Here is a 20,951-nt window from a genome sequence, read left to right on the forward strand (position 1 = left end):
GCATTGCCGACAGACCGCAAGATTGCAGTCGTGCTGAAGGGCTACCCGCGTCTTTCGGAAACATTCATCGCCCAGGAACTGCTTGGCCTCGAGCGCGCCGGGATAGAACTCGTCCTGATCTCGCTTCGGCGTCCAACGGACGGCAAGCGCCACCCGGTGCATGACGAAATCCGCGCCGACGTCCACTATCTGCCGGAATATCTGCATGAGGAGCCGCTAAGGGTTCTGCGCGGGCTCGTGCGCTGTCTGCCGAAACCCGGATTCTGGCGCGTCCTGGGTCTGTTCCTCAAGGACCTGCCGCGCGATTTCAGCCGCAACCGCTTTCGCCGGCTCGGCCAGGCGCTGGTGCTCGCCTCCGAATGGCCTGGACAGCCGCGCTGGCTGCACGCGCACTTCATCCATACCCCTGCTTCGGTGACGGCCTATGCCAGCGTGATCGCTGGCACGCCCTGGACCTGTTCGGCGCATGCAAAGGACATCTGGACCTCGCCCGACTGGGAACTGTCCGAAAAGCTCGGCCTTGCGCGCTGGACCGTGACCTGCACACGCATGGGGTACGAGCATCTCCGCAGCCTTGCCAGCGACAAATCGAGAGTACATCTGAGCTATCATGGCCTCGACCTCGACCGCTTCCCGCATTTCGACGGCACGCATTCCAATCGCACCGGTTCCGATCCGGCCGATCCCGTCCGCATCGTCAGCGTCGGCCGTGCCGTTGGAAAAAAGGGCTACGACGTGTTGCTGAAGGCGCTGGCCAAGCTGCCGGCAGAGCTTCATTGGCGGTTCGAGCATATCGGCGCCGGCGAACTGACCGGCCAATTGAAGACGCTCGCCACGGAGCTCGGCGTCTCCGACCGTATTGTCTGGAAGGGCGCGCTCGACCAGACCGATGTGCTTGCGCACTATCGGGCAAGCGACATCTTTGCGCTCGCCTGCCGGATCACCGCGGACGGCGATCGGGACGGGTTGCCGAACGTGCTTGTCGAAGCATCGAGCCAGCGGCTGGCCTGCGTCTCGACGGCGATATCCGGCGTTCCGGAACTCCTCGAGGACGGCGAAAACGGCCGTGTCGTTCCGTCGGAGGATCCGCAGGCACTTGCGGCCGCGCTTGAGGAACTGATCCGCAATCCGGCACTTCGCCACAGGTTCGGCGATGCGGCCGAGCGGAAGGTTCGCGGCCAGTTCGACCACCACACCAGCATCGAACAACTCGCCGGCCTGTTCGCCAGCGAATGGAGAGCCGCCTGATGTCCGCACGTCGCGTCTTCTTCTACGTACAGCACCTGCTCGGCATCGGTCACCTGGCGCGGGCAAGCCGGATCGCGAGCGCCTTGGCGGCCAAAGGCTATGACGTGACCGTCGTGACGGGCGGCAGCCCGGTGCCGGGGTTCCCCGCAAACGATGTGAAACACGTGGCCCTGCCGCCGGTGCTGGCTGGCGACAAGGGGTTTAGCGGACTTGCCGATGGCGAGGGAAACCCGGTCAGCGAGGCTTTCAAGCAAGAGCGCCGCGACCTGCTGATCGAGGCATTTCTTGCCTGCAAGCCTGACATCGTCATCTTCGAAGCCTTCCCCTTTGGCCGCCGCCAGATGCGTTTCGAGTTGATGCCGCTGCTGGAGGTGATCGAGAAGCAGGAGCCGCGGCCCCTCGTTGCCGCATCGCTGCGCGATATCCTGCAGGAGCGGACGAAGCCCGGGCGCGCCGAAGAAACCCTCGACGTTGTCAGGGCGCATTTCGACCTCGTGCTCGTGCATGGCGATCCTGCCTTTGCGCGGCTAGAGGAGACCTATCCGTATACGGCGGAGATCGAAGACAAGATCGTCTATACCGGTCTTGTCGCCGGCCATGCCCCTGAACCTCCGGCTGAAAGGTTCGACGTGCTTGTTTCGGCTGGCGGCGGCGCGGTCGGCAAGGAGCTGATCGGCGCGGCACTACAGGCGGCCGGGCTGCTTGCGGGCGACCTGAAATGGTGCCTGATCACCGGGCCGAACCTGCCGCAGGACGACTATGATGGCTTTGCCGCCGCAGCGCCCGCAAACGTGCATCTGTTCCGCTTCCGCAAGGATTTTGCGAGCCTTCTGTCGGGTGCGCGGCTCTCGGTTTCCCAGGCCGGCTACAACACCGTCTGCGATATCTTCCGTGCCGGCTGTGCGTCGCTGCTCATTCCCTTCGTCGCCGGCGGCGAGACCGAGCAGTCGACGCGCGCCGAAAGGCTCGAAAAGCTCGGCCTTGCCGGCGTTCTGCCAGAAGCGGACGTGACACCGGAGAGGCTGGCCCGCGACGTCGAGACGATGCTGGCGCGGCCAAGGCCGGAGATCCCACCACTCGACCTGAACGGCGCCGCTAGAACGGCGGAGATACTTGGGCTTCAGACGGTCCGCTAGCCGTAGTCGGTGGTGCCCATCGGTCTCCGCTGAAGGCCGCCCTTGAGCGGAACCACCGAAATAGAAAAGTCGCTCGGCAAACCAATGGTCGGGCGACCATTCGACTATCTGCCAGTATGTACGGAGCCTGGATATTTTCCTCGCGTTCTGCGTGTCCCGGCTGGCTGTCTCCGGAATGGTATGTTAGTGAAATCAATAATACTGATTCTGAATATACGCAGTGCATTTCCACCGAACGATAACCTGGGTTCCTGTGTGCACTAAACTCAAGGTCTTGCCAGGACTGGGTCATACTCTTGGCGAAGAGTTTCCCGTACGGCTTTCCTGCCTTGTCTACCTCTCCAACATCCGCCGGCCTCTCGCGCACGGCATCGCCTGTGCGCTGCAGCGGCGCCGGCTGGCGAGCGTAGAGGCAGCGGGGCACCCGCGATGAACGGCGGCCGCAGAGCAATGCAAGGGGATTTCGGCGCGTCGAGCGCGTAAGGCAGGAGGGGCAGTTGAGAAATCTGATCGCGCTGTTGATCTCAGTGACCTTGGCATTGGGGGCCGGGGAGGTAATGCTGCGCATGTTCACGCCGTTTCCGATCGGAACGCAGTCGCACCGAAGCATCGACGAAAAGTATGGCTATCGTCTCGATCCTACCCTTTCCGGCGTTGACGAGGACGGCTTCCGCGACCCGGCAGGCGCACGGCAGGGCTTTCAAGTCGCCGCAATCGGCGACTCGATGACCTATGGCAACAACGTCGAAAGCGGTCAGACCTGGCCGGCCGTCTTCCAGGCCATCACCGGCGAACACACCTACAATTTTGGTGTCGGAAGTTACGGCATCTACACCTACCACGCGATCGTCCACGATGCGCTGGCAAATGGAGCCAAAGGCGCGATCGTCGCCATTTTCCCAGGCAACGACTTCGCGATCGTTTTTTCGGCATGCGATATCATGAACGCGCGTTCCGACTTCTGGCTTGCAGAGCAGGCACGGCTTCACCTGCAGGCTCTCTTCAGTCCGACCGGAAGCCATACGCAATGCACCAAGGCGCGATCGGCGAGCATCAAGACGAAGCTGTTCGAGAACGTCGCGCTTCTGAGCGCTTATCAATATGCGATAAAGGACCGTGTGACGAGCTTGTATGCGCGCTTCCTTGGCACGGGCAGCGATGAAGCGTCCGAATATTACCGGTTCCTGGACGGGATCCCACCGGTGTCGAGGCGCTATGTGGATGATGCCGGTCGCATGAGCGATTTGGCCTCGTCCGAGACAGCGGCGATGTTTGCGGACTTTGAACGTTTTGCGGCCGACTGGGCCGCGCAGGGACGGGGACGGGTAGGACTGTTGCTGATTCCGTCCAAGGAGCGTGTGGTTTTCGAACACCTTCGGCGCGGTGGCCAGCTGGCGGTTGCCGATCCCGCCTTCATCCGCAGTGTCGAGCGTCAGATCGCACTCGAGGACAAAATTCGGGAGGTCGCCGGCCGGCTTGATCTGCCGTATCGTAGTGCGGTGGATGCAACGACTGACGCCTTGCGGGATGCGATCCTGGCCGGGCAGCGCTTTTATCCTGATAACGACGGACATCCGTTTGAGGCAGGCTACAAGGCGTTCGCAGGAACCGCGTCGTCGCTCTGGAACGAGATGAAATCAAGGGTCGCCGAGACGCATGACTGAACGTCGGGGGGGCGGCGGTACCCGTGGAGGCCGACGACAGACAACGGTGCCGGAGCGCACGGGTGCTGTCCCGGCAAACAAGTGCGATCTCGATCGGTTCAGACCGTGCCGATCAGCATGAAGCGGGTGTATTTTTTGGTCGGCAGCGCGCCGGCGAACTCCACGGTCGTCAGTGCCGCCTGCTTGGCGAATTCTTCGACCGAGGCCACGCAGTTGATATGCGTCGGCTCGCTGAAATAGTCGTTGGACTGGAGCAGCACCCGCGTACCGGCCGGAATGCGATCGAGCCATGCCTTGAGGTCTGCGATATGCTCGCAGCTCGTATTGATCACCACGTCTGCCGCGAGCGCCGCGTAGTCGATCGCATACATGTCCGCCGTCACGGCATGAAACTTGTCCGGAAAGGCCGCGTTCAGCGTCCGCGCCACCGCTTCGACGTCCGGATCGATGTCGAAGCTGTCGACTGCCGCCACATCGAAGCGCTGGTCTTCCAGCAGCATGGCGCCGAGAATGCCGTACCAGCCGCCGAGGATGGCGATCTTGCCGTAGGAGGGGCCGGCCACCTCAAAGAGCGTATCGCGCGCCCAGACCTTGCAGGCAACCTGCTTGTGGTTGAAGGCATTGGCGATGTGGGCGTCTGGATGTTTGGCGATCACCCGGCCGATCCCTTCGATCAGCGGACTGCGCGTATAGGCGGCGATGCCACGCGCGAGATCGAAGGCATGCTCGTACCAATCGTTGGATTGGCAGGGGGGATGGCTGGTTTGTTTCATGCGGTCGTTGTAAGCTGCGCATCGAGCGAGTGCAATAACGGCGTGTGCTTTCGGGAGCGTCGACCTCTGCCGGTTGACTTCAAGGCCGCCTGTTGGAAACCGCGTCCATTGCAGATTTCCCTCGCACCTGCATAATCGATCAACCGGATTCGGCGCCGGGCGGAATATGCAGGCGTCCCTTCAGGAGCGTGCCTTAGGGTACCCGTCCGGAGGTGTCGCCGAAGAGTGATGCGTGCTGGGGACATATGGCAACCCGGCCCGCCAGCAGCAGTCGTGTTCAATAAGGTCCTATCGCCAGTAACATGGAACCACGCCTTTCCCGCTATATCTGGACCCACACGCGCAAGGACCAGCTTTGGATCCTGGTTGTCGTCGCGCTGTCGATGATCCCTTACTTCCTGTCGTTCGATCTGCCGAAGCAGATCGTCAACGGGCCGATCCAGGGCGATGGCTTCGACAGTCCGGAGGCCACTCAGGCCTTCCTGCCGATATCCTTCGACCTGCCGTATTTGGGCACGTTCAACGTCTTTGACGGCTTCCAGCTCGGCCGCGAAGGCATGCTGCTCGCCCTCAGCCTGGTGTTCCTGGCGCTGGTGGTGGTCAACGGCCTCTTCAAATTCTACATCAACACGTTCAAGGGCCGGCTCGGCGAGCGGCTCTTGCGCCGCATCCGTTTCGAACTCGTCGACCGGGTCCTGCGTTTTCCGCCCAGCCATTTCAAGCGGGTGAAGCCCGCCGAAATCGCGACGATGATCAAGGACGAGGTCGAGCCGCTCGGTGGTTTCACCGGTGATGCCTTCGTCTCGCCCGCCTTGCTCGGCGGCCAGGCCTTGACGGCGCTCGTGTTCATCCTGCTGCAGAGCTTCTGGCTCGGGCTGATCGCAACGCTGATCGTCGCGGTTCAGGCGGTCATCATTCCGCGCATGCGCAAGCGGCTTCTCGTGCTTGGGCGCGAGCGGCAGTTGACGGCGCGCGAGCTTTCCGGCCGCGTCAGCGAAATCGTCGACGGTATCGGCGCGATCCGTGGCCACGATACGTCGAACTACGAGCGCGCCGACATCGCGGCGCGGCTCGGCCGGATCTTCAAGATCCGCTACGACCTCTACCAGTGGAAATTCCTCGTCAAGTTCATCAACAACTTCCTCGCACAGGTCACGCCCTTCCTGTTTTACGCGATCGGCGGCTATTTCGCCCTGCAGGGTCGCCTCGACATCGGCCAGCTCGTCGCTGTCATCGGCGCCTACAAGGACCTGCCGGGTCCGCTGAAGGAACTGATCGACTGGGACCAGGCCCGTCAGGACGTCCAGGTGAAATATGCGCAGGTGGTCGAGCAGTTCAGCGTCGACACGCTGCTCGATCCCAAGGTCCAGGCGGTGGCAACCACCGCTGCCGTGCCGCTCGCAGGCCCGCTTGCCGCCGTCAATCTGACGGTGATCGACGATGGCGGCTCGACGCTGCTTGACCACGTCTCGCTGCAGGTCCAGCCCGGCGAGAAGGTGGCGCTGATGGGTGGTGGCGAAGTGCTCGCCGAGGCCTTCGGCCGGCTCGTCTGGCCGGCAAGCGGCAAGGTGCTCGTCGGTGGCCAGGACATCTTGGAGCTGCCGGAATCGGTGACCGGCCGACGGATCGCCTACGCCTCGTCCGACGTCTACGTCTTCCAGGGCAGCCTCGGTGACAACATCCTTTACGGGCTGAAGCATGCGCCGCTCACGGACGAGATCTATGAGGGCGAGCGTGCGACGCACCGCAAGTGGGAGGTGACCGAAGCCCGGCTGGCCGGAAACCCGTATCTCGACGTCAACAGCGACTGGATCGACTATGGATCCGCCGGGGCGAACGGACCGGACGATCTGCTCGTGCAGATCCGGCCAGTTCTCGACGCGGTGCTTTTGACCAACGACGTCATGGCGCTGGCCGTGCGCTCGACCATCGATCCCCACGAGCATGCGGAGTTCGCCGCAGGCATCGTCGAGATGCGCAGCGCGCTCCGGCAGCGTCTCGAAAAGGAAAAGCTCAGCGACCTCGTCGTGTTCTTCGAGCCCGGGACCTACAATGTCGAGGCGACGATCGGCGAAAACATGCTCTTCGGCACCATCACCGATCAGGTGATGTGGGCAGATGCGCTGGAGAACCATCCGTTCTTCAAGACGATCCTGCAGCGGGTCGGCCTGCGCGACACCTTTTATGAGATGGGCATCGAGATCGCCGAGAACGTCGTCGAACTGTTCCGCGACTTGCCGCCGGATCACCCGTTCTTCCAACAGTTGACCTTCATGACCGCCGAGGAAATCCCGGTCTATGAGGCCATCCTCCAGAAGGTACGCACGAAGGGCAAGGGCGAGGTCTCCGAGGACGACCAGATCAAGGTGATCAGGCTGTGCTTCGATTACATCGAGCCGCGGCACCGTTTCGGTCTTTTGACCGACGAGGTCATGGCGAAGATCGTCGCCGCCCGGCGCGAGTTCGACGAAGGCCTGCCGGCCGATCTCGCCGGGATGATCGAGCACTACCGCCCGAACCGATTCATCGCGTCCGGCAGCATTATCGACAACGTGCTCTTTGGACGTATCGGTCACAAACACGCCGACGGCTCGGAGAAAATCCGCGCGATCGTCCGGGATCTCTTCGAGGCGGGCGGTCTCTACAACGAAGTGCTTGCTTTCGGCTTCGACTTCAATGTCGGCGCCGGCGGCAAGCGGCTGACGGCCGCGCAGCGGCAGAAGCTCGACCTTGCGCGCGCGCTGATCCGCAATTGCGATTACTACATCTTCAATCAACCGCTCCTGGCGCTCGACCAGCGCGTCCAGGAACAGGTCGTCCGCAACGTCTTTGCGATGCTCGATCAGGGCGGGCGCGATCCGGCGGTCATCTGGGTTCTCGCCAATCCGGCGCTGGCGGACCTCTTCGATCGCGTCGCCCGGTTCGAAAACGGGCGCCTGCTGCACGACGCCAATGTGGATGAACGACCTGACTACAAGGAAATGGCATCTTGATGTAATATTAATGTCAGGGCACGAGCATATGGTCCCGCCGCGATGCGGGAGGCAAGTTGCCCCCGACGGGAACTCGGAGACACGGATTGTGATGTTGCTCAAAGATGAAGTCGAAATGCTGCGCCGAATAACCCTGTTCTCGGGATTGCCGCCGGCAAAGCTGAAACTTCTGGCCTTCACGTCCGACAGGGTCATGTACAGCGCCGGCGAAGCGCTGTTCTATCAGGGTGACATCGGCGACGCGGCCTATGTCATTCTTTCCGGCAAGGCGGAGGTGCTCATCAATACGGCGGGTGGGCCTTTCAAGATCGCCGAAGTCGAGCAGAATTCGATCGTCGGCGAAATCGCCATTCTCTGCAACACGCCACGCACCGCGACGGTGCGCACCAGCACGCCGCTCGAGGCCCTGCGCATCCGCAAGGACGATTTCCTCAAGCTTCTGGCCGACTTCCCCGAGATGGCGGTGGAAATCATGCGCGTTCTCGCCGACCGCCTCGCGCAAACGACGGCGGAGCTCAGCGAGGCCCGCGGTTCGATGGAGCCGGTGGACGCCTGACGGCGGCACCTCCTTTGTACGGGCGAACCTTCCCGAAAATGCAGGCGGCGATGTGCCGGGGCAGCCATTCGCCTCGGTCATATGAGCCCTTCGCAAAATCCATTCCGCTTCGTCCGGATATGGGTTAGAGAAACGCCATGCGTTCGATCACCTATTTCCACAAGACCGTTCAGTTTCCCGACAAGCCGGAAAAGAAGCGCTTTTTCGCGCGGCTGCAGAACGGCGACTGGGAGCCTTGCACGTTCCAGAACATCGCGCGCCTGGTCGACGCCAAGACGACTTTCATCGACATCGGCGGCTGGATCGGCGTGACGCCCTATTGGGCGGCGCAGATTGCCGACAACGTCATCACGGTCGAGCCCGATCCTGTCTGTTTCGGCATCCTCAAGGAAATGCAGCCGGAGAATTGCGGCGAAGTGCGGGTCATCAATGCAGCGCTATCGGAGGATGACGTTCTCGTGCTGCATTCCGTCGGTGGCGGTTTCGGCAGCTCCGAAACATCGGCCCTGATCGCCGACGACGACGGCGAGGCGATCCGTGCGCGCACCGTGACGATCGCAGCCCTTCAGGACATGGCGCGGACCGAAAGGCTCTGTTTCAAGATCGACATCGAAGGTTACGAGTATCGCGCGCTGGACCAGTTCCGCACGATCGATCGGATGCGGACGGCCGGCGTGCTGCTGGCGGTTCATCCGCAGATCCTGTTTGCGTCGCTGACGGGCTCCAGGCTGTCGCGCGTCCTTCGCACCATGACCGCCACTATCGGATTGATCCGTAGTCTGAAGGGCTTCCGCCTCGACAATCCCTCGGCAATCTGGACGGCGCTACGCAAATCGATCGCGCGCCGGGAGTTTCGCGGTTTCGACCTGCTGTTCGTGGCGCGCGAGGGTAGCCGCTAAGGAGCCTTTGGCGGCTCAAGTCCTTTCATGCATGAGGACAAGGACGGTAATGTCCGGGCATCCGCCGAGAACCGAAACGATCCTCGGTTCGGTTAACCATGCCCCCGCTTAAAGTTAACTCTTCGTTTCAAAATGTTACTTCCGGTGGTATAGGTTCGCTGCTGCTATTTCCTGGTTTTGGTTGTGGCGCGTCGCGGAGGGCGGTTGCATGTCCTGGTTATACGTTGCCGGTGTCGCCTATGGCCTGACGGCGTTTTTTCTCGTGGGGATGACCTACCTTGAAGGATTGCAGGCGCATGCACCTTGGAACATGTACCGCGTGGCCGGGCTTCTGGTCTGCGTTTTCTGGCCGATTCTGTTTCTGTATCTGATGCTCAGGATGGCATCGAAAAGACGAATTCCGGAGCGCTGACGGCAAGGGCCAGCGGCGCTTATCCTCAACGCGGCGCCTGAACGGCGGTATTTACCATACAACTAGAAAATGCCGGAGATTAACCCATGATTCCGTCATGCGGTTTATGGTCCGGCAGTGATCGAACGGTGTGAAAGTATCTCGGCATGTGCGGTTACGGTGGCTATTTCGGGTCGGTCCCGGATGCGGAAATCCTTCTCAAAAGGATGGCCTCTGCGATCGCGCATCGTGGCCCGGACGAAAACGGCGTTTTTGCCGCACCGGAGGCCGGGCTCGCCCATGTAAGGCTGTCGATCGTCGGTCTCGGCGACGGCCAGCAGCCGATGTCCGACGAAACCGGCGACCTTTCGATCGCCTTCAACGGCGAGATCTTCAACTACGTCGAATTGCGCGAGGAACTGCGCGCCAAGGGGCGGCGGTTCCGCACCGCGAGCGACACCGAGGTCATCCTGCATCTCTACGCCGTGATGGGTGAGGACTGCCTGTCCGTCCTCAACGGCGATTTCTCCTTCGCGATCTGGGATAGACGCCGTCAGCGCATGGTGTTGGCGCGCGACCGCATGGGCGTGCGCCCGTTGTTTTACACGACCCATGCCGGGACATTCTATTTCGCCTCCGAAATCAAGGCGCTGCTCCAGGTTCCCGGCATTTCCGCCGAACTCGATCCCGTTGCGCTCGACCAGATTTTTACCCTTTGGGCGCCGATCGCGCCGCGGACCGGCTTTCGTGGCATTCACGAGCTCGAGCCGGCTCACCTGATGATCGTCGAGAAGGGCAAGACGTCGATCCGCCCCTATTGGCAACTCGACTATCCGGGCCACGACGCGCCGCCGCTGTTTGCCGATGAGCGCAGCGCGGCCGAGGAACTACGCGCCCTTCTTACCGATGCGACCCGGATCCGCATGCGGGCCGACGTGACCGTCGGATCCTATCTCTCGGGCGGGCTCGACAGCTCCATCGTCTCGGCGCTTGCAGCCGGAATGGCGCCGCAGGGTCTGCGCACGTTTTCCGTGACGTTTGATAGCGTCGAACACGACGAGAGCGCCTTCCAGATGGAAATGGCGAAGGCGCTCGGCACGCATCATAGCGCGGTCGCCTGTCGTGCCGGCGACATCGCGAAGGTCTTTCCGCAGGTCGTCCGTTTCGCCGAACGTCCGATTATCCGCACGGCACCCGCCCCGCTTTACCAGCTCTCGGGTCTCGTGCGCGAGCAGGGATTGAAGGTCGTGCTGACGGGCGAGGGCGCCGACGAGGTCTTCGCCGGATACGATATCTTCAAGGAGGCGCGGGTGCGCCGCTTCTGTGGCCGCCAGCCCGGCTCGCGAATCCGGCCGCACCTGTTCCGCAAGCTCTACCCCTATCTGCCGGGCCTGCAGCAGCAATCGGCGGAATATCTCGCCGCTTTCTTCGGCGCCGGCGACGTGCCGCTCAACGACCCGCTGTTCTCGCACCGCCCGCGGTTCAAAAGCACGGCCGCGACCAAGATCTTCTTTTCTCCTGACCTGCGCGCCACGCTGAAGGACTACGACGCGGCCGAAGATCTGGCGAGCCGGCTTCCCGCTGCCTTCGGTCGCTGGCATCCGCTGCACCAGGCGCAGTATCTCGAAAGCCGTTTCCTTCTGCCCGGCTACATTCTCTCCAGCCAGGGCGACCGCATGGCCATGGCGCACGGGATCGAAGGACGCTTCCCGTTCCTGGACCACCGCCTCGTCGAGTTCGCGACGCGCCTGCCGCCGGAAATGAAACTGAAGGGGCTGGTGGAAAAACACATCCTGCGCGAAGCGACGAAGGACCTGCTTCCGCCGACCATCGGTCAGCGCACCAAGCAGCCCTACCGCGCGCCCGACAGCCATTCCTTCACCGGCGCCGGCGAACTGGAATACGTTCGCGATGCCATGAGCGAGACACGCATCGGCGACAGCGGTCTGTTCAATGCCAAGGCCGTCAGCAAGCTCTACGAGAAATGCCAGTCGCAACCGACTACCGGCTTTAGGGACAATGCCGCCTTCGTCGGCATCCTGTCGACGCAGCTCTGGCTCCAGACCTTTACCGGCACCAGCATCCGCGCCGCTCAAGCGGCCTGAAACCCATTGGGAAAGGAAATGAAATGACGGAAACCATCAAGGACAAGGTCAGGGCCTTTGTCATCGAGAACTTCCTGTTTGGCGATACCTCGTACGATCTCGCCGACGGCGCCTCTCTGATCGAGAACGATATCATCGACTCGACCGGCGTTCTCGAACTCGTCGCCTTTATCGAAGACCAGTTCGGCATCGCCATGGCCGACGCAGACATCGTGCCGGCGAACCTCGATTCGCTCGCGCGCATCTCGGCCTTCATCGAGGCAAAGGCCGGAGTGCCGGCCACGGCCTAACCAAGACCCGAGGGCGTTCCATGCGGTTCGAGCAGTTTCTCATCGGCAATGCGGCAAGGCATGCGGCCAAGACGGCGCTGGTCACCGATCGCAAGCGCCTCAGCTACGGCGAGTTCGACGATCTGTCGAGCCGGCTGGCGGCCGCGTTGGCAAAGGCAGGCGTCAAGCGCAACGACCGCGTCCTCGTGTTCATGGACAATTGCTGGGAGGCGGCCGTCTCGATCTTTGCGATCCTGAAGGCGGGCGCGACCTTCAGTCCGATCAACGCCTCGACCAAGGCCGACAAGCTCGCCTACATCATCGACGACTGCGAGGCGGCTGCGATCCTGACGCAGGCCAAGTTGATGCCGGTGGTGGCGGACGCCCGGGCGCAGAGCAGCGGCAAGGCGGATATCTTCGTCGCATCGACCGCGGCGCCCAATGGCCAGTCGCCTGCCGGAGCGGTGCCCTTCGAGGGCTGCCTGTCGGCGGAGGCGACGCCGGTGCCGCATGGCGGCATTGACGTCGATCTGGCGATGCTCATCTACACATCGGGGTCGACCGGCCGCCCGAAGGGCGTGATGATGACCCACCGCAACATCGATGCGGCGTCGGAATCGATCACCACCTATCTGCGCAACGAGCACGACGATATCATCCTCAACGTGCTGCCGCTCGCCTTCGACTATGGGCTCTACCAGTTGCTGATGGCGATCAGGCTCGGGGCGACGCTGGTGCTCGAAAAGTCCTTCGCGTTCCCGCATGCGATCTTCGAGCGTATTCGCGAGGAGGGCGTCACCGGCTTCCCGCTGGTGCCGACGATGGCGGCGATGATCCTGCAGATGCGCGACCTTGAGCCGGGTTTCCTGCCGAGCCTGCGCTACCTCTCCAACACCGCCGCCGCCCTGCCGCCGCCGCATATCGCCCGCCTGCGCGAGCTTTTCCCGGGCGCACGACTCTATTCGATGTACGGGCTGACAGAGTGCAAGCGCTGTACCTACCTGCCGCCGGAGGAACTGGATCGCCGGCCGGGCTCCGTCGGCATTGCCATCCCCAACACGGAAGCCTTCGTCGTCAACGACGAGGGCAGCCGCGTGCCGCCGGGCGTTCCCGGCGAACTCGTCATCCGCGGGCCGCATGTAATGCAGGGCTACTGGCGCAACGACGTGGCGACCGAGCGCATGCTGCGGCCCGGGCCGAACCCTTGGGAGAAGGTGCTCTATACGGGCGACCTTTTCCAGACGGACGAAGAGGGCTTTCTCTATTTCGTCGGCCGCAAGGACGATATCATCAAGACCCGCGGCGAGAAGGTCGCGCCCAAGGAAGTCGAGACCGTGCTCCATGCCCATCCCGGCATTGCCGAGGCCGTCGTCATCGGCATGCCGGATCCGGTTCTCGGCCACGCGATCGCTGCCCTTGTGGTGCGCACGGATCCTGACTTGACCGACAAGGACATCATCCGCCACTGCACCCGCCACCTCGAAGATTTCATGGTGCCGAAGATCATCGAATTCCGCACCGAACTGCCGAAGACGGATACCGGCAAGGTCAGCCGCCGACTTGCCGCCGAGACGATGGAGCCTGCACAATGAACATCAGAACAACCGGGGGCAATGGCCCGTTTTCGGCCGAAACCCTGACAATCGACCACGCGGCCGAGACCGATCGCATCGTTTCCGCCTTGCGCGGACAGTTGCGCTCCATGAAGAAGCGCGGTCTGGTGCTCGGGCTTTCGGGCGGCATCGACTCCAGCGTTTCCGTGGCGCTTGCGGTGCGCGCGGTCGGCGCCAAGAACGTCTTCTGCCTGTTCATGCCGGAAAACGATTCCGATCCGGAAAGCCTGCGCTTCGGCCGGCTGGTCGCTGAAACCTTCGGCGTCGAGGCGATCGTCGAAGACATCGGGCCGATCCTCAAGGCCATGGGCTGCTACGAGCGCCGCGACGCCTTCATCCGGGAACTGGTTCCGGACTATGGCGACGGGTGGGCCTCGAAGGTCGTCATCGCCAACGCGCTTGAGGGAGAAGGCTACAACATCTCCTCGCTGGTCGTTCAGAGCCCGGAAGGCGTGCAATCGAAACATCGCATGCCGCCCTCGGTCTATCTCGGCGTCGTTGCGGCCACCAACATGAAGCAACGCACTCGCAAGCAGGTCGAGTACTATCATGCCGACCGGTTGAACTTTGCCGTACTCGGCACGCCCAACCGGCTGGAATACGACCAGGGATTCTTCGTCAAGAACGGCGACGGCGCCGCCGACGTAAAGCCGATCGCCCATCTCTATAAGTCGCAGGTCTATGCGCTTGCCGCCCATCTCGGCGTTCCCGCGGAAGTTTGCCGTCGCCCGCCGACGACCGACACCTATTCGCTGGAACAGACGCAGGAGGAGTTCTATTTCTCCCTGCCTTACGACCGCATGGACCTCTGCCTTTATGGCCTCAATCACGGGATCGAGATCGAGGCCGTCGCCAAGGCGGCCGGCTTGACCGTGGTCCAGGTCGAAAGGGTCTGGGCGGATATCGCCGCCAAGCGCAAGGCGACGCGCTACCTGCATCTCGGGCCGCAACTGGTGCAGCCCGTGGAGGAAATTGCCGGCTATTGAGGCCTGGCCGCACCGCCGCCCATCGTCAATCGAAGCTGCCGCCGATCAGCCGGCTCCAGTATTCGCCGGAAATGCCGTTGAAGAAGCCCTGTCCGTCGCGGCAGGCTTCGACGATGGTCTGGTCGCGCGAATGCACAACGGTCGAGGCGACGTGCACGAAGGCGATGCGTCGGCCGAGCATGGCTTCCATCAGCGCCGGTTGCGTGCGCCCGCGCAAACCCGCAAGCCCACGTCTCGACGCCTCGTCGACCAGGCAGTCAATGACCGGCCCGGCCTGCCCTGGCCGCGCCAGGATCTGCAGTACCCGACCGATTTCACCGGCTTTGACGTAGTAGGCGAATGCACCGACCACGGCGCCCGTGCGCGCCGTCACCAGCGCGTAGGCGAGTTCGCCCTGCTCGGGCTTCTTTTCGGCATCGGCAAGGATGTGGTCGAGCTGCCCGTCGCTCCATTCGGGGCGAAGCGGAAACGGCGCGGTGAACTGGTCGACGACGGCGGCAAAGCCGCTGCGGTCCGTCTCGGTCGCGGTGAAGCCGGCCGGTGCCGCCCCCGCCTCGGGCAGGGCGGACCAGCGCTGCTCGCCCTGGCCCATGCGCTTGCGATAGAACCTGTCGAGTGCGCGCGCGAAGGGGGCGGCGAGCCGGGCGGGCTTGATGCGGTTCGAGGCGACGCTCAGGCTAAAGGTCGCCGGACGGATGACGCGCACCCAGTCGAGGCTGTATTGCGGCAGGACCACGCCCCGAAGCCGCGTCCACATCTGCACAGAGACTTCGCTTGCTGTCTCACTGAAGGATAGATCCTGCGGACCGGCGAGGAAGGCCTTCATGAGGCGCGCTCCGGCCAAGGGGTCGCTTTCCCGGTCTTCCGCCATCAGCGATCCGCAGATCGCGGCGCGCAAGTGCCGGCCGTTCAGTGTCATCGGCAGCGCATTGACGCCGACGAAGCCGGTAATCCGACCCTCGTCGTTCACATGCACGAGAGGTCTGATTTCCGGATCGCAGCCTGGCCCGTCGAGATAGAGTTGCCGCATATAGTCGGCAAGTGCTGGCGAAGCGGTCCGCTCGTCACGGAACACCCGCTGGAACATTCCGGCGACCGCTGGAACGTCCGCGTGGTCTAGCGAACGGATTTCGCTCATCGGGCCTGCTCTCCGGCGCCGGCCTCTGCCGGGCCGGCGATTTTCTGGACGATGGCGACGCGCGGCTTGCCGTCACGGTCGGATGCGAAGGTGACCGGTGCATAGGCTTTCGCCCGTGAGAGAAGTGCAGCCGCCTGCCGATCCTGGCCCTCGCCGAACTCGAACAACAGCCAGCCTCCCGGTTTCAGGAAGGCAAGGGCGTCCCGGATCAGGCGCTGGTGTATGGAAATGCCGTAGGGGCCTCCGTCGAATGCCTCGCGCGGCTCGTTGTCGAGCAGATGCGCGCGGTCCCCCTCCAGCCGGCCGGTCGAGATATAGGGTGGATTGCAGACCACCATGTCGATCTTGCCCTGGAGATCGTCGCTTTCGAGCGCCGCAAAAAGATCGCCCTGCCGGACAAAGACGCGCGACCCGAGGCCGAGCCGATCGACGTTGCGGCGGGCAAGCGCCACGGTGCTGTCCGTCAGGTCAGCGCCCCAGACACGCGCCGACGGGATCTCTCTGGCGATACCAACGGCGAGGTTGCCGGAACCGCAGCACATGTCGATGATGGTGACGTCGAGGGGGGCGCCTTCAAGGATTGAGACGGCTCTTTTTCCAAGAAGCTCTGTTTCTTCCCGTGGAACCAGGACGTCGGGCGCAAGTTCCAGTTCGACACCCATGAAGCGGTGCAGTGTTGCGGCCCGGTCTTCGGTCGGTCGGTCGGTCTGATTGCTGTCGTTTTGCGCCACAGCCACTCCTCATGTCGCTGGAAAACTCTGTAGACGTGCGGACCGCAGCCTAGTGCAATTGAGTAAACGGAAGCTGAAATACAATTGCCGCGAGCACGTTAACCGCGCAATCATTTCTGCCTGTTACCGTGCGCGTGATCAGAAGGCGGGTGCTCGCTGTCATTGAACGCTTTTTGCGTGTAACAATGACGGGTTGAGGTCAAGGGCAGATCGGAATGGCTTCGGAAGGTGTGAAGGAACGCGCGCACAAACCGTTCCTCTCGATGATCATATCCTATGCTGCATCCGGCGGCAGCCTTGTCATTGGCTCGGCTGCGCAGCTTCTGACCTTTGCGATCCTCGCGCGCTTTCTCGGCGTGCATGAATTCAGTGTCTTCGTCGCAATCACGGCCGTTGCCAACATCGCGGTTCACCTTTGTGGTCTCGGCGCGATGGAGTGCCTGGTGCGCCGTGTCGCGCGCGACCGGGGCATGTACCCGCAGATGCTCGGCCACAACATCATTCTGACCTCGATCAGTGGCGTGCTGCTGGTGTTGCTCGGCGCAGCGGTGTTGCCGTTCTTCTTCACGCTTTCGCCCGATCCCGCGGCCAATGTCGCGGTGATCACCTTGATGCTCGTGACCAACATCATCTTCGTGCGGGTCATCGTGCTGGCGGAGCAGATCTTTCTTGCGCATTCGAATTTTGCCTCGGCCAACAAGGTGGTCGTCGGTTTCGCCCTGGCGCGCACCATAGCTGCAGCGCTCGCCTGCATCGCCTTCGGGGTCGCGACGGTGGCCTCCTGGGCTGTTTGGCAGTTCGTATGCCATGTAATCGTGGCCCTCGGCTGCTGGCGAGCGGTCAAGGGGTTGGGACGCCCGACCTATGGCATCGTGCGGGAAGAGCTACCGCTCGGGCTCTATTTCAGCATCCCGTTCATCCTGCGCGCCGTCCGGCAGAACGCCGACCTTCTGGTCCTGAGCCTCGTGGCGAGCGCCGAGGTCATGTCCAGCTACAGCGTCGCGCGGCGCATGCTGGAGAGCAGCTATCTGTCGGTTGAGGCCTTGAACCGGCTGATCTATCCGGGTTCGGCAAAGGCAACGGCAGCCGGCCTGCACCACGCCTTCGAGCGCGTGCGCAAGGTTCTGTTCGCGGCCACCTCGATCAGCATTGCCGCGGCCGTTGCCGTTTTCGTGCTGGCGCCGGTGCTGCCCTATCTCTTCGGCAAGGACTACGTCTCCCTCGTTTCCTTCGTTCGCATCCTGTGCTGGGTCGTGGTGCCGCTCGCCATGTGGTCGGTGGCGATGGAGGCCCTTGGTGCGTCCGGCCACCATCCGGCGCGCGCTTTGGTCATGGGCCTTGGCAGCGTGCTTGGTGCGGCACTCACCGCCTGGGCGACCTGGTACGCACCGCCGACAGGCACGTTTATTTCCTTCTACGTGATCGAGACCGCGATGGTGATCGTCTCATGGGCGGTCTTCCTGCGCTTCGTGCGGCGCGATCGGGAACAGGCCGGCGCGGCCTCCCTGTCGACGGGGGTGGTGCATGGAGGTTGAGCTCGGGAAGATCCAGGCCGCACGGTCGTCCGGACGGGAAATGCCCCGGATGGGCAATGTGCGCGCCATGGAACCCCGGGATATCCCAGCCGTCAGCAGCATGTTCACCCGGATCTTTCGCAAGCGGGAGCAAGAGGCGAGCGCGGAGCTTCAGAACTATGTCGAGACCATCTTCTTCGGCAGCCCGCTTTATGCGCCGGAACACGGCAGCATCGTCTACGACGACGGGACCGGCGGCATCGGCAGCGCCATTCTAGCGATTCCCATGGAGTTCACGGTCAACGGTCGCCGAACGGTGGCGAAACTTCTCTGCGCCTTCATGTCCGAGGGCAAGGCCGGTGCGGTCGGCGCCGCCTGCCTGGCGCGCGCCATGCGTGCGACACGGCAAGACATGTGTTTTTCCGACAACTCGTCTCCGGTCAGCGCCGATCACTGGGTCGCTGGTGGTGGCGTCGTGCTGCCGATCCAGAGCCTCGACTGGCGCCGCTCCTTCCGGCCGTTCAGAGCCTGGGGGCTGACGGTTGGCAGGCAAGTGCGCCTGCTCAGATCCCCGATGCTCTCCGAGCCGCTTGCGCTTGCGGACCGGCTTTTGCGCCGCCGCCGCCCGCGCACCAAGCCCGATCCCGTTGCCGGCTGCACGACGCACGCCATTGATCCCGCTGCCTTCGTCGATCTCGCAGAACCCATGCTGCAGCGATTTTCCGTCAGGCCGGTCTGGTCGCGCAGCGAATTCGACTGGCTGGTGACGGTCGCGCGACTGAACACGCCGCTCGGCGAGCTTCTCTGCCGCGAGGTCCGGGATGAAAGCGGGCGCGTCATCGGCGCTTATCTCTACTTCGGCAAGGCCGGCGAGCGGGCAACGGTGCTCAACGTCGTCTGCGAGGCCGGCCGTGAGTTCGCCGTCACCGCACAGATGTTCCATGCGCTTGACGCCGAGGGTTACGCGCTCGCCGTCGGCAGCTCGCAGCCGTTCCTCATGAATGCGATCTCGCGCCAGAGATGGCTGTCCTTCCACCATCGCGGCTATTTCTGCATGGTGACGCGGCATGCGGATCTGAAAGACGCGGCCCAGCGCAACGATATCTATGTGGGCGGTCTGGCATCGGAGAGCTGGAGCCGGTTGTTGACCGACTTCTGAAGCGACGGGTTAAGCGGCAATCCTGCCGTTTAACGGAATATTCACCGTACAACCTTAATTCTGCGCTAGAAGGCGGCTCGCGGGGTCACGATCTTCGCGTCTTGATGGGCGTGCGTGAGGGATGCTTATGTATAGGCCGGACGAGGCCGGAAAACAGGGGGCCAGCCAACCGGCACGCGAGCAGCGTGCACCGGTCGAAAGAGGCTCGCTGCTCGATCTGCTCTCGTCAGACCTTCACGAAGCGAAGTCTGGCGCTGACGGTTCGGCAACAGACAGGCCCGCCGAAGTCCAGCATCAATCCAGAGATATTCCGAAAGCCTCGCCCCATCCGGCTGACTTGGTACCGCCCGTGTCCAGAGCGGCCGGCGCGCCTCGCGACAGCTATTTTCCCGGGTTGAGTGGCCTCAGCCGGATCGGCGTCGACGATATCATCGGCTGGTTGCGCGACGGGCTCATCTGGATCGTGCTGGCGCTCGTCCTGTGTGTGGGGGCCGCGCTCGCCTATGCGATGACGGCGACGCCCCGCTATACGGTCTACACCGATATCGTCGTCGATCCGTCCAACCTCAATGTCGTCAGCGATGACGTCTTCACCACCAATCCGCAGCGCGATGCGCAGTTGCTGGAAGTGGAAAGCAAGCTGCGTATCCTGACGTCGCGCAATGTGCTGTCGCGGGTGATCACCCAGATGCGCCTCACCGAGGACCCGGAATTCGTGAAGCCCTCGGCCTTCAGTTCGCTGAAGAACCTCTTCTCGACGAAGGCGGAGCAGCAGGCCGGAAACGAGCTTGCTGCCATGCGGGCCTTGTCGGAGCGGGTGGAAGCCCGGCGCGAAGAGCGGTCCTTCGTGGTGGTGATGAAGGTCTGGAGCGAAGAGCCTGCGAAAGCGGTGACGCTGTCGGATGCGATCGTCGCGGCTTTCGAGCAGGAGCTGTTTCAGTCCGCCGCCGAGAGCGCCGGTCGCGTCGCGCAGAGCCTCAACGCCCGGCTCGACGAGTTGCGCCACAACGTCACCGAATCCGAACGCGCGGTCGAGGATTTCCGCCGCAAGAACGGGCTGCAGTCGACCAATGACGGTCAGCTCGTGAGCAATCAGCTTTCGAACGAACTCAACACCCAGGTTCTCGACGCCCAACAGCGCTTCATCCAGGCCGATACCCGCTACCGGCAGATGAACGACGCGATAACACAGGGGCGGACCGCAAGTGCATCCGAGTTTGAATCCGTCAACATGACGAACCTGCGAGAGCAGTATAACGTGCTGCAGCAGCAGATCGCCTCCATGCAGCGCACCTATGGGGAGCGCCATCCCCGCCTCGTCAATGCGCGCTCGGAGCGTGCGAACCTGGAATCGGCCATGGCCGACGAGGCGCGCCGCATCCTCGATCGCGCCAAGGCGGACATGGACCGGGAGCAGCAGGCCTTTTCGGCCTTGCGCGCCAAGGCGAGCGACGAGAAGTCGAACGTGTTCTCCGACAACGAAGCCCAGGTGCAGCTGCGAGACCTCGAAAGGGACGCGCGCGCCAAGGCTGCCATCTATGAGACCCACCTGGCGCGCGCCCAGCAGATCACCGAACGCCAGCAGATCGACACGACCAATGTTCGCGTGATCTCGCGCGCCTTGCCGCCGAATGCGCGCAGCTGGCCGCCGCGCACCGTGGTTCTGGTCGCCGGCGGCGGTTTCCTGGGGACTATTCTCGGCATATCCCTCGCGCTTGCCCTCGGTCTGTGGAGATACATCCGTCGTCCGCAGCCCCTGGCGCCGTGAGAGGGCGG

General features: G+C 63.0%; 17 protein-coding genes. 14 read left to right on the top strand and 3 right to left on the bottom strand.

The window, feature by feature from the left end; all coding sequences use genetic code 11:
- Window positions 1-3 precede the first annotated feature (3 nt).
- The 3 genes from FA04_RS21825 to FA04_RS21835 all read left to right on the top strand — a co-directional run bounded on the left by FA04_RS21825 (window position 4) and on the right by FA04_RS21835 (window position 4,048).
- Window positions 4-1,248, top strand: a complete 1,245-nt coding sequence (locus FA04_RS21825; RefSeq protein WP_034799194.1) for a glycosyltransferase family 4 protein — start codon at window positions 4-6, stop codon at window positions 1,246-1,248.
- Window positions 1,248-2,384 (top strand): glycosyltransferase family protein, encoded by a 1,137-nt coding sequence (locus tag FA04_RS21830; protein WP_177235716.1) that lies wholly within the window; start codon window positions 1,248-1,250, stop codon window positions 2,382-2,384. The genes FA04_RS21825 and FA04_RS21830 overlap by 1 nt, the downstream gene beginning before the upstream one ends.
- 497 nt (window positions 2,385-2,881) lie before the next feature.
- Window positions 2,882-4,048, top strand: a complete 1,167-nt coding sequence (locus FA04_RS21835; protein WP_034799199.1) for an SGNH/GDSL hydrolase family protein — start codon at window positions 2,882-2,884, stop codon at window positions 4,046-4,048.
- Between the two features lie 98 nt (window positions 4,049-4,146).
- Here FA04_RS21835 and FA04_RS21840 read toward each other — a convergent pair whose 3' ends face one another.
- Entirely contained in the window at window positions 4,147-4,821 is a 675-nt protein-coding gene (locus FA04_RS21840) for a methyltransferase domain-containing protein (protein ID WP_034799201.1), read from the bottom strand.
- A gap of 302 nt (window positions 4,822-5,123) precedes the next feature.
- On the opposite strand from FA04_RS21840, the gene FA04_RS21845 reads away from it, so the two are divergent.
- The 8 genes from FA04_RS21845 (at window position 5,124) to nadE (ending at window position 14,633) form a co-directional block, all read left to right on the top strand.
- Window positions 5,124-7,814 carry an ABC transporter transmembrane domain-containing protein gene (locus FA04_RS21845; RefSeq protein ID WP_034799202.1) on the top strand — a complete coding sequence of 897 codons (2,691 nt, stop codon included), beginning with the start codon at window positions 5,124-5,126 and terminating at the stop codon, window positions 7,812-7,814.
- Window positions 7,815-7,905: 91 nt separating this feature from the next.
- Entirely contained in the window at window positions 7,906-8,370 is a 465-nt protein-coding gene (locus FA04_RS21850) for a cyclic nucleotide-binding domain-containing protein (protein WP_034799203.1), read from the top strand.
- A 137-nt stretch (window positions 8,371-8,507) separates the two neighbouring features.
- Complete coding sequence (locus FA04_RS21855; RefSeq protein WP_034799205.1) at window positions 8,508-9,269, top strand: FkbM family methyltransferase; 762 nt, start codon at window positions 8,508-8,510, stop codon at window positions 9,267-9,269.
- Between the two features lie 208 nt (window positions 9,270-9,477).
- Window positions 9,478-9,681 carry a hypothetical protein gene (locus FA04_RS21860; protein ID WP_034799207.1) on the top strand — a complete coding sequence of 68 codons (204 nt, stop codon included), beginning with the start codon at window positions 9,478-9,480 and terminating at the stop codon, window positions 9,679-9,681.
- Window positions 9,682-9,827: 146 nt separating this feature from the next.
- A complete protein-coding gene (asnB, locus tag FA04_RS21865; RefSeq protein WP_034799209.1) occupies window positions 9,828-11,765 on the top strand; it encodes an asparagine synthase (glutamine-hydrolyzing) in 1,938 nt (645 codons plus the stop codon).
- A 23-nt stretch (window positions 11,766-11,788) separates the two neighbouring features.
- Window positions 11,789-12,055, top strand: a complete 267-nt coding sequence (locus FA04_RS21870) for an acyl carrier protein (protein ID WP_034799210.1) — start codon at window positions 11,789-11,791, stop codon at window positions 12,053-12,055.
- A gap of 20 nt (window positions 12,056-12,075) precedes the next feature.
- Window positions 12,076-13,626, top strand: coding sequence for a class I adenylate-forming enzyme family protein (locus tag FA04_RS21875; protein ID WP_034799212.1), 1,551 nt, complete (start codon window positions 12,076-12,078; stop codon window positions 13,624-13,626).
- A complete protein-coding gene (gene nadE / locus FA04_RS21880) occupies window positions 13,623-14,633 on the top strand; it encodes an NAD(+) synthase (protein ID WP_034799213.1) in 1,011 nt (336 codons plus the stop codon). Before FA04_RS21875 ends, nadE begins: the two co-directional genes overlap by 4 nt.
- A 25-nt stretch (window positions 14,634-14,658) precedes the next feature.
- Here nadE and FA04_RS21885 read toward each other — a convergent pair whose 3' ends face one another.
- The gene (locus tag FA04_RS21885; protein WP_034799214.1) at window positions 14,659-15,771 is read right to left on the bottom strand and encodes a hypothetical protein; all 1,113 of its coding nucleotides are present in this window, start codon (window positions 15,769-15,771) and stop codon (window positions 14,659-14,661) included.
- Window positions 15,768-16,433, bottom strand: a complete 666-nt coding sequence (locus tag FA04_RS21890; protein WP_082936574.1) for a N5-glutamine methyltransferase family protein — start codon at window positions 16,431-16,433, stop codon at window positions 15,768-15,770. Before FA04_RS21890 ends, FA04_RS21885 begins: the two co-directional genes overlap by 4 nt.
- 284 nt (window positions 16,434-16,717) lie before the next feature.
- On the opposite strand from FA04_RS21890, the gene FA04_RS21895 reads away from it, so the two are divergent.
- From FA04_RS21895 to FA04_RS21905, 3 genes are all read left to right on the top strand, one after another.
- The gene (locus FA04_RS21895) at window positions 16,718-18,037 is read left to right on the top strand and encodes a lipopolysaccharide biosynthesis protein (RefSeq protein ID WP_034799217.1); all 1,320 of its coding nucleotides are present in this window, start codon (window positions 16,718-16,720) and stop codon (window positions 18,035-18,037) included.
- A gap of 49 nt (window positions 18,038-18,086) precedes the next feature.
- A complete protein-coding gene (locus tag FA04_RS21900) occupies window positions 18,087-19,175 on the top strand; it encodes a GNAT family N-acetyltransferase (protein ID WP_418235969.1) in 1,089 nt (362 codons plus the stop codon).
- A gap of 127 nt (window positions 19,176-19,302) precedes the next feature.
- Complete coding sequence (locus FA04_RS21905; protein ID WP_034799221.1) at window positions 19,303-20,943, top strand: GumC family protein; 1,641 nt, start codon at window positions 19,303-19,305, stop codon at window positions 20,941-20,943.
- The last annotated feature ends 8 nt before the right edge of the window (window positions 20,944-20,951 follow it).

It is taken from the genome of Ensifer adhaerens, assembly GCF_000697965.2.
Classification (GTDB): domain Bacteria; phylum Pseudomonadota; class Alphaproteobacteria; order Rhizobiales; family Rhizobiaceae; genus Ensifer; species Ensifer adhaerens.

What these genes read in the sequence shown, in the direction of transcription:
- FA04_RS21830 (WP_177235716.1), top strand. Translation starts at nt 1,248, where the DNA reads ATGTCCGCACGTCGCGTCTTCTTCTACGTACAGCACCTGCTCGGCATC.
- FA04_RS21840 (WP_034799201.1), bottom strand. Translation starts at nt 4,821, where the DNA reads ATGAAACAAACCAGCCATCCCCCCTGCCAATCCAACGATTGGTACGAG.
- FA04_RS21845 (WP_034799202.1), top strand. Translation starts at nt 5,124, where the DNA reads ATGGAACCACGCCTTTCCCGCTATATCTGGACCCACACGCGCAAGGAC.
- FA04_RS21850 (WP_034799203.1), top strand. Translation starts at nt 7,906, where the DNA reads ATGTTGCTCAAAGATGAAGTCGAAATGCTGCGCCGAATAACCCTGTTC.
- FA04_RS21855 (WP_034799205.1), top strand. Translation starts at nt 8,508, where the DNA reads ATGCGTTCGATCACCTATTTCCACAAGACCGTTCAGTTTCCCGACAAG.
- FA04_RS21860 (WP_034799207.1), top strand. Translation starts at nt 9,478, where the DNA reads ATGTCCTGGTTATACGTTGCCGGTGTCGCCTATGGCCTGACGGCGTTT.
- asnB (WP_034799209.1), top strand. Translation starts at nt 9,828, where the DNA reads ATGTGCGGTTACGGTGGCTATTTCGGGTCGGTCCCGGATGCGGAAATC.
- FA04_RS21870 (WP_034799210.1), top strand. Translation starts at nt 11,789, where the DNA reads ATGACGGAAACCATCAAGGACAAGGTCAGGGCCTTTGTCATCGAGAAC.
- FA04_RS21875 (WP_034799212.1), top strand. Translation starts at nt 12,076, where the DNA reads ATGCGGTTCGAGCAGTTTCTCATCGGCAATGCGGCAAGGCATGCGGCC.
- nadE (WP_034799213.1), top strand. Translation starts at nt 13,623, where the DNA reads ATGAACATCAGAACAACCGGGGGCAATGGCCCGTTTTCGGCCGAAACC.
- FA04_RS21885 (WP_034799214.1), bottom strand. Translation starts at nt 15,771, where the DNA reads ATGAGCGAAATCCGTTCGCTAGACCACGCGGACGTTCCAGCGGTCGCC.
- FA04_RS21890 (WP_082936574.1), bottom strand. Translation starts at nt 16,433, where the DNA reads ATGGGTGTCGAACTGGAACTTGCGCCCGACGTCCTGGTTCCACGGGAA.
- FA04_RS21895 (WP_034799217.1), top strand. Translation starts at nt 16,718, where the DNA reads ATGGCTTCGGAAGGTGTGAAGGAACGCGCGCACAAACCGTTCCTCTCG.
- FA04_RS21900 (WP_418235969.1), top strand. Translation starts at nt 18,087, where the DNA reads ATGGGCAATGTGCGCGCCATGGAACCCCGGGATATCCCAGCCGTCAGC.
- FA04_RS21905 (WP_034799221.1), top strand. Translation starts at nt 19,303, where the DNA reads ATGTATAGGCCGGACGAGGCCGGAAAACAGGGGGCCAGCCAACCGGCA.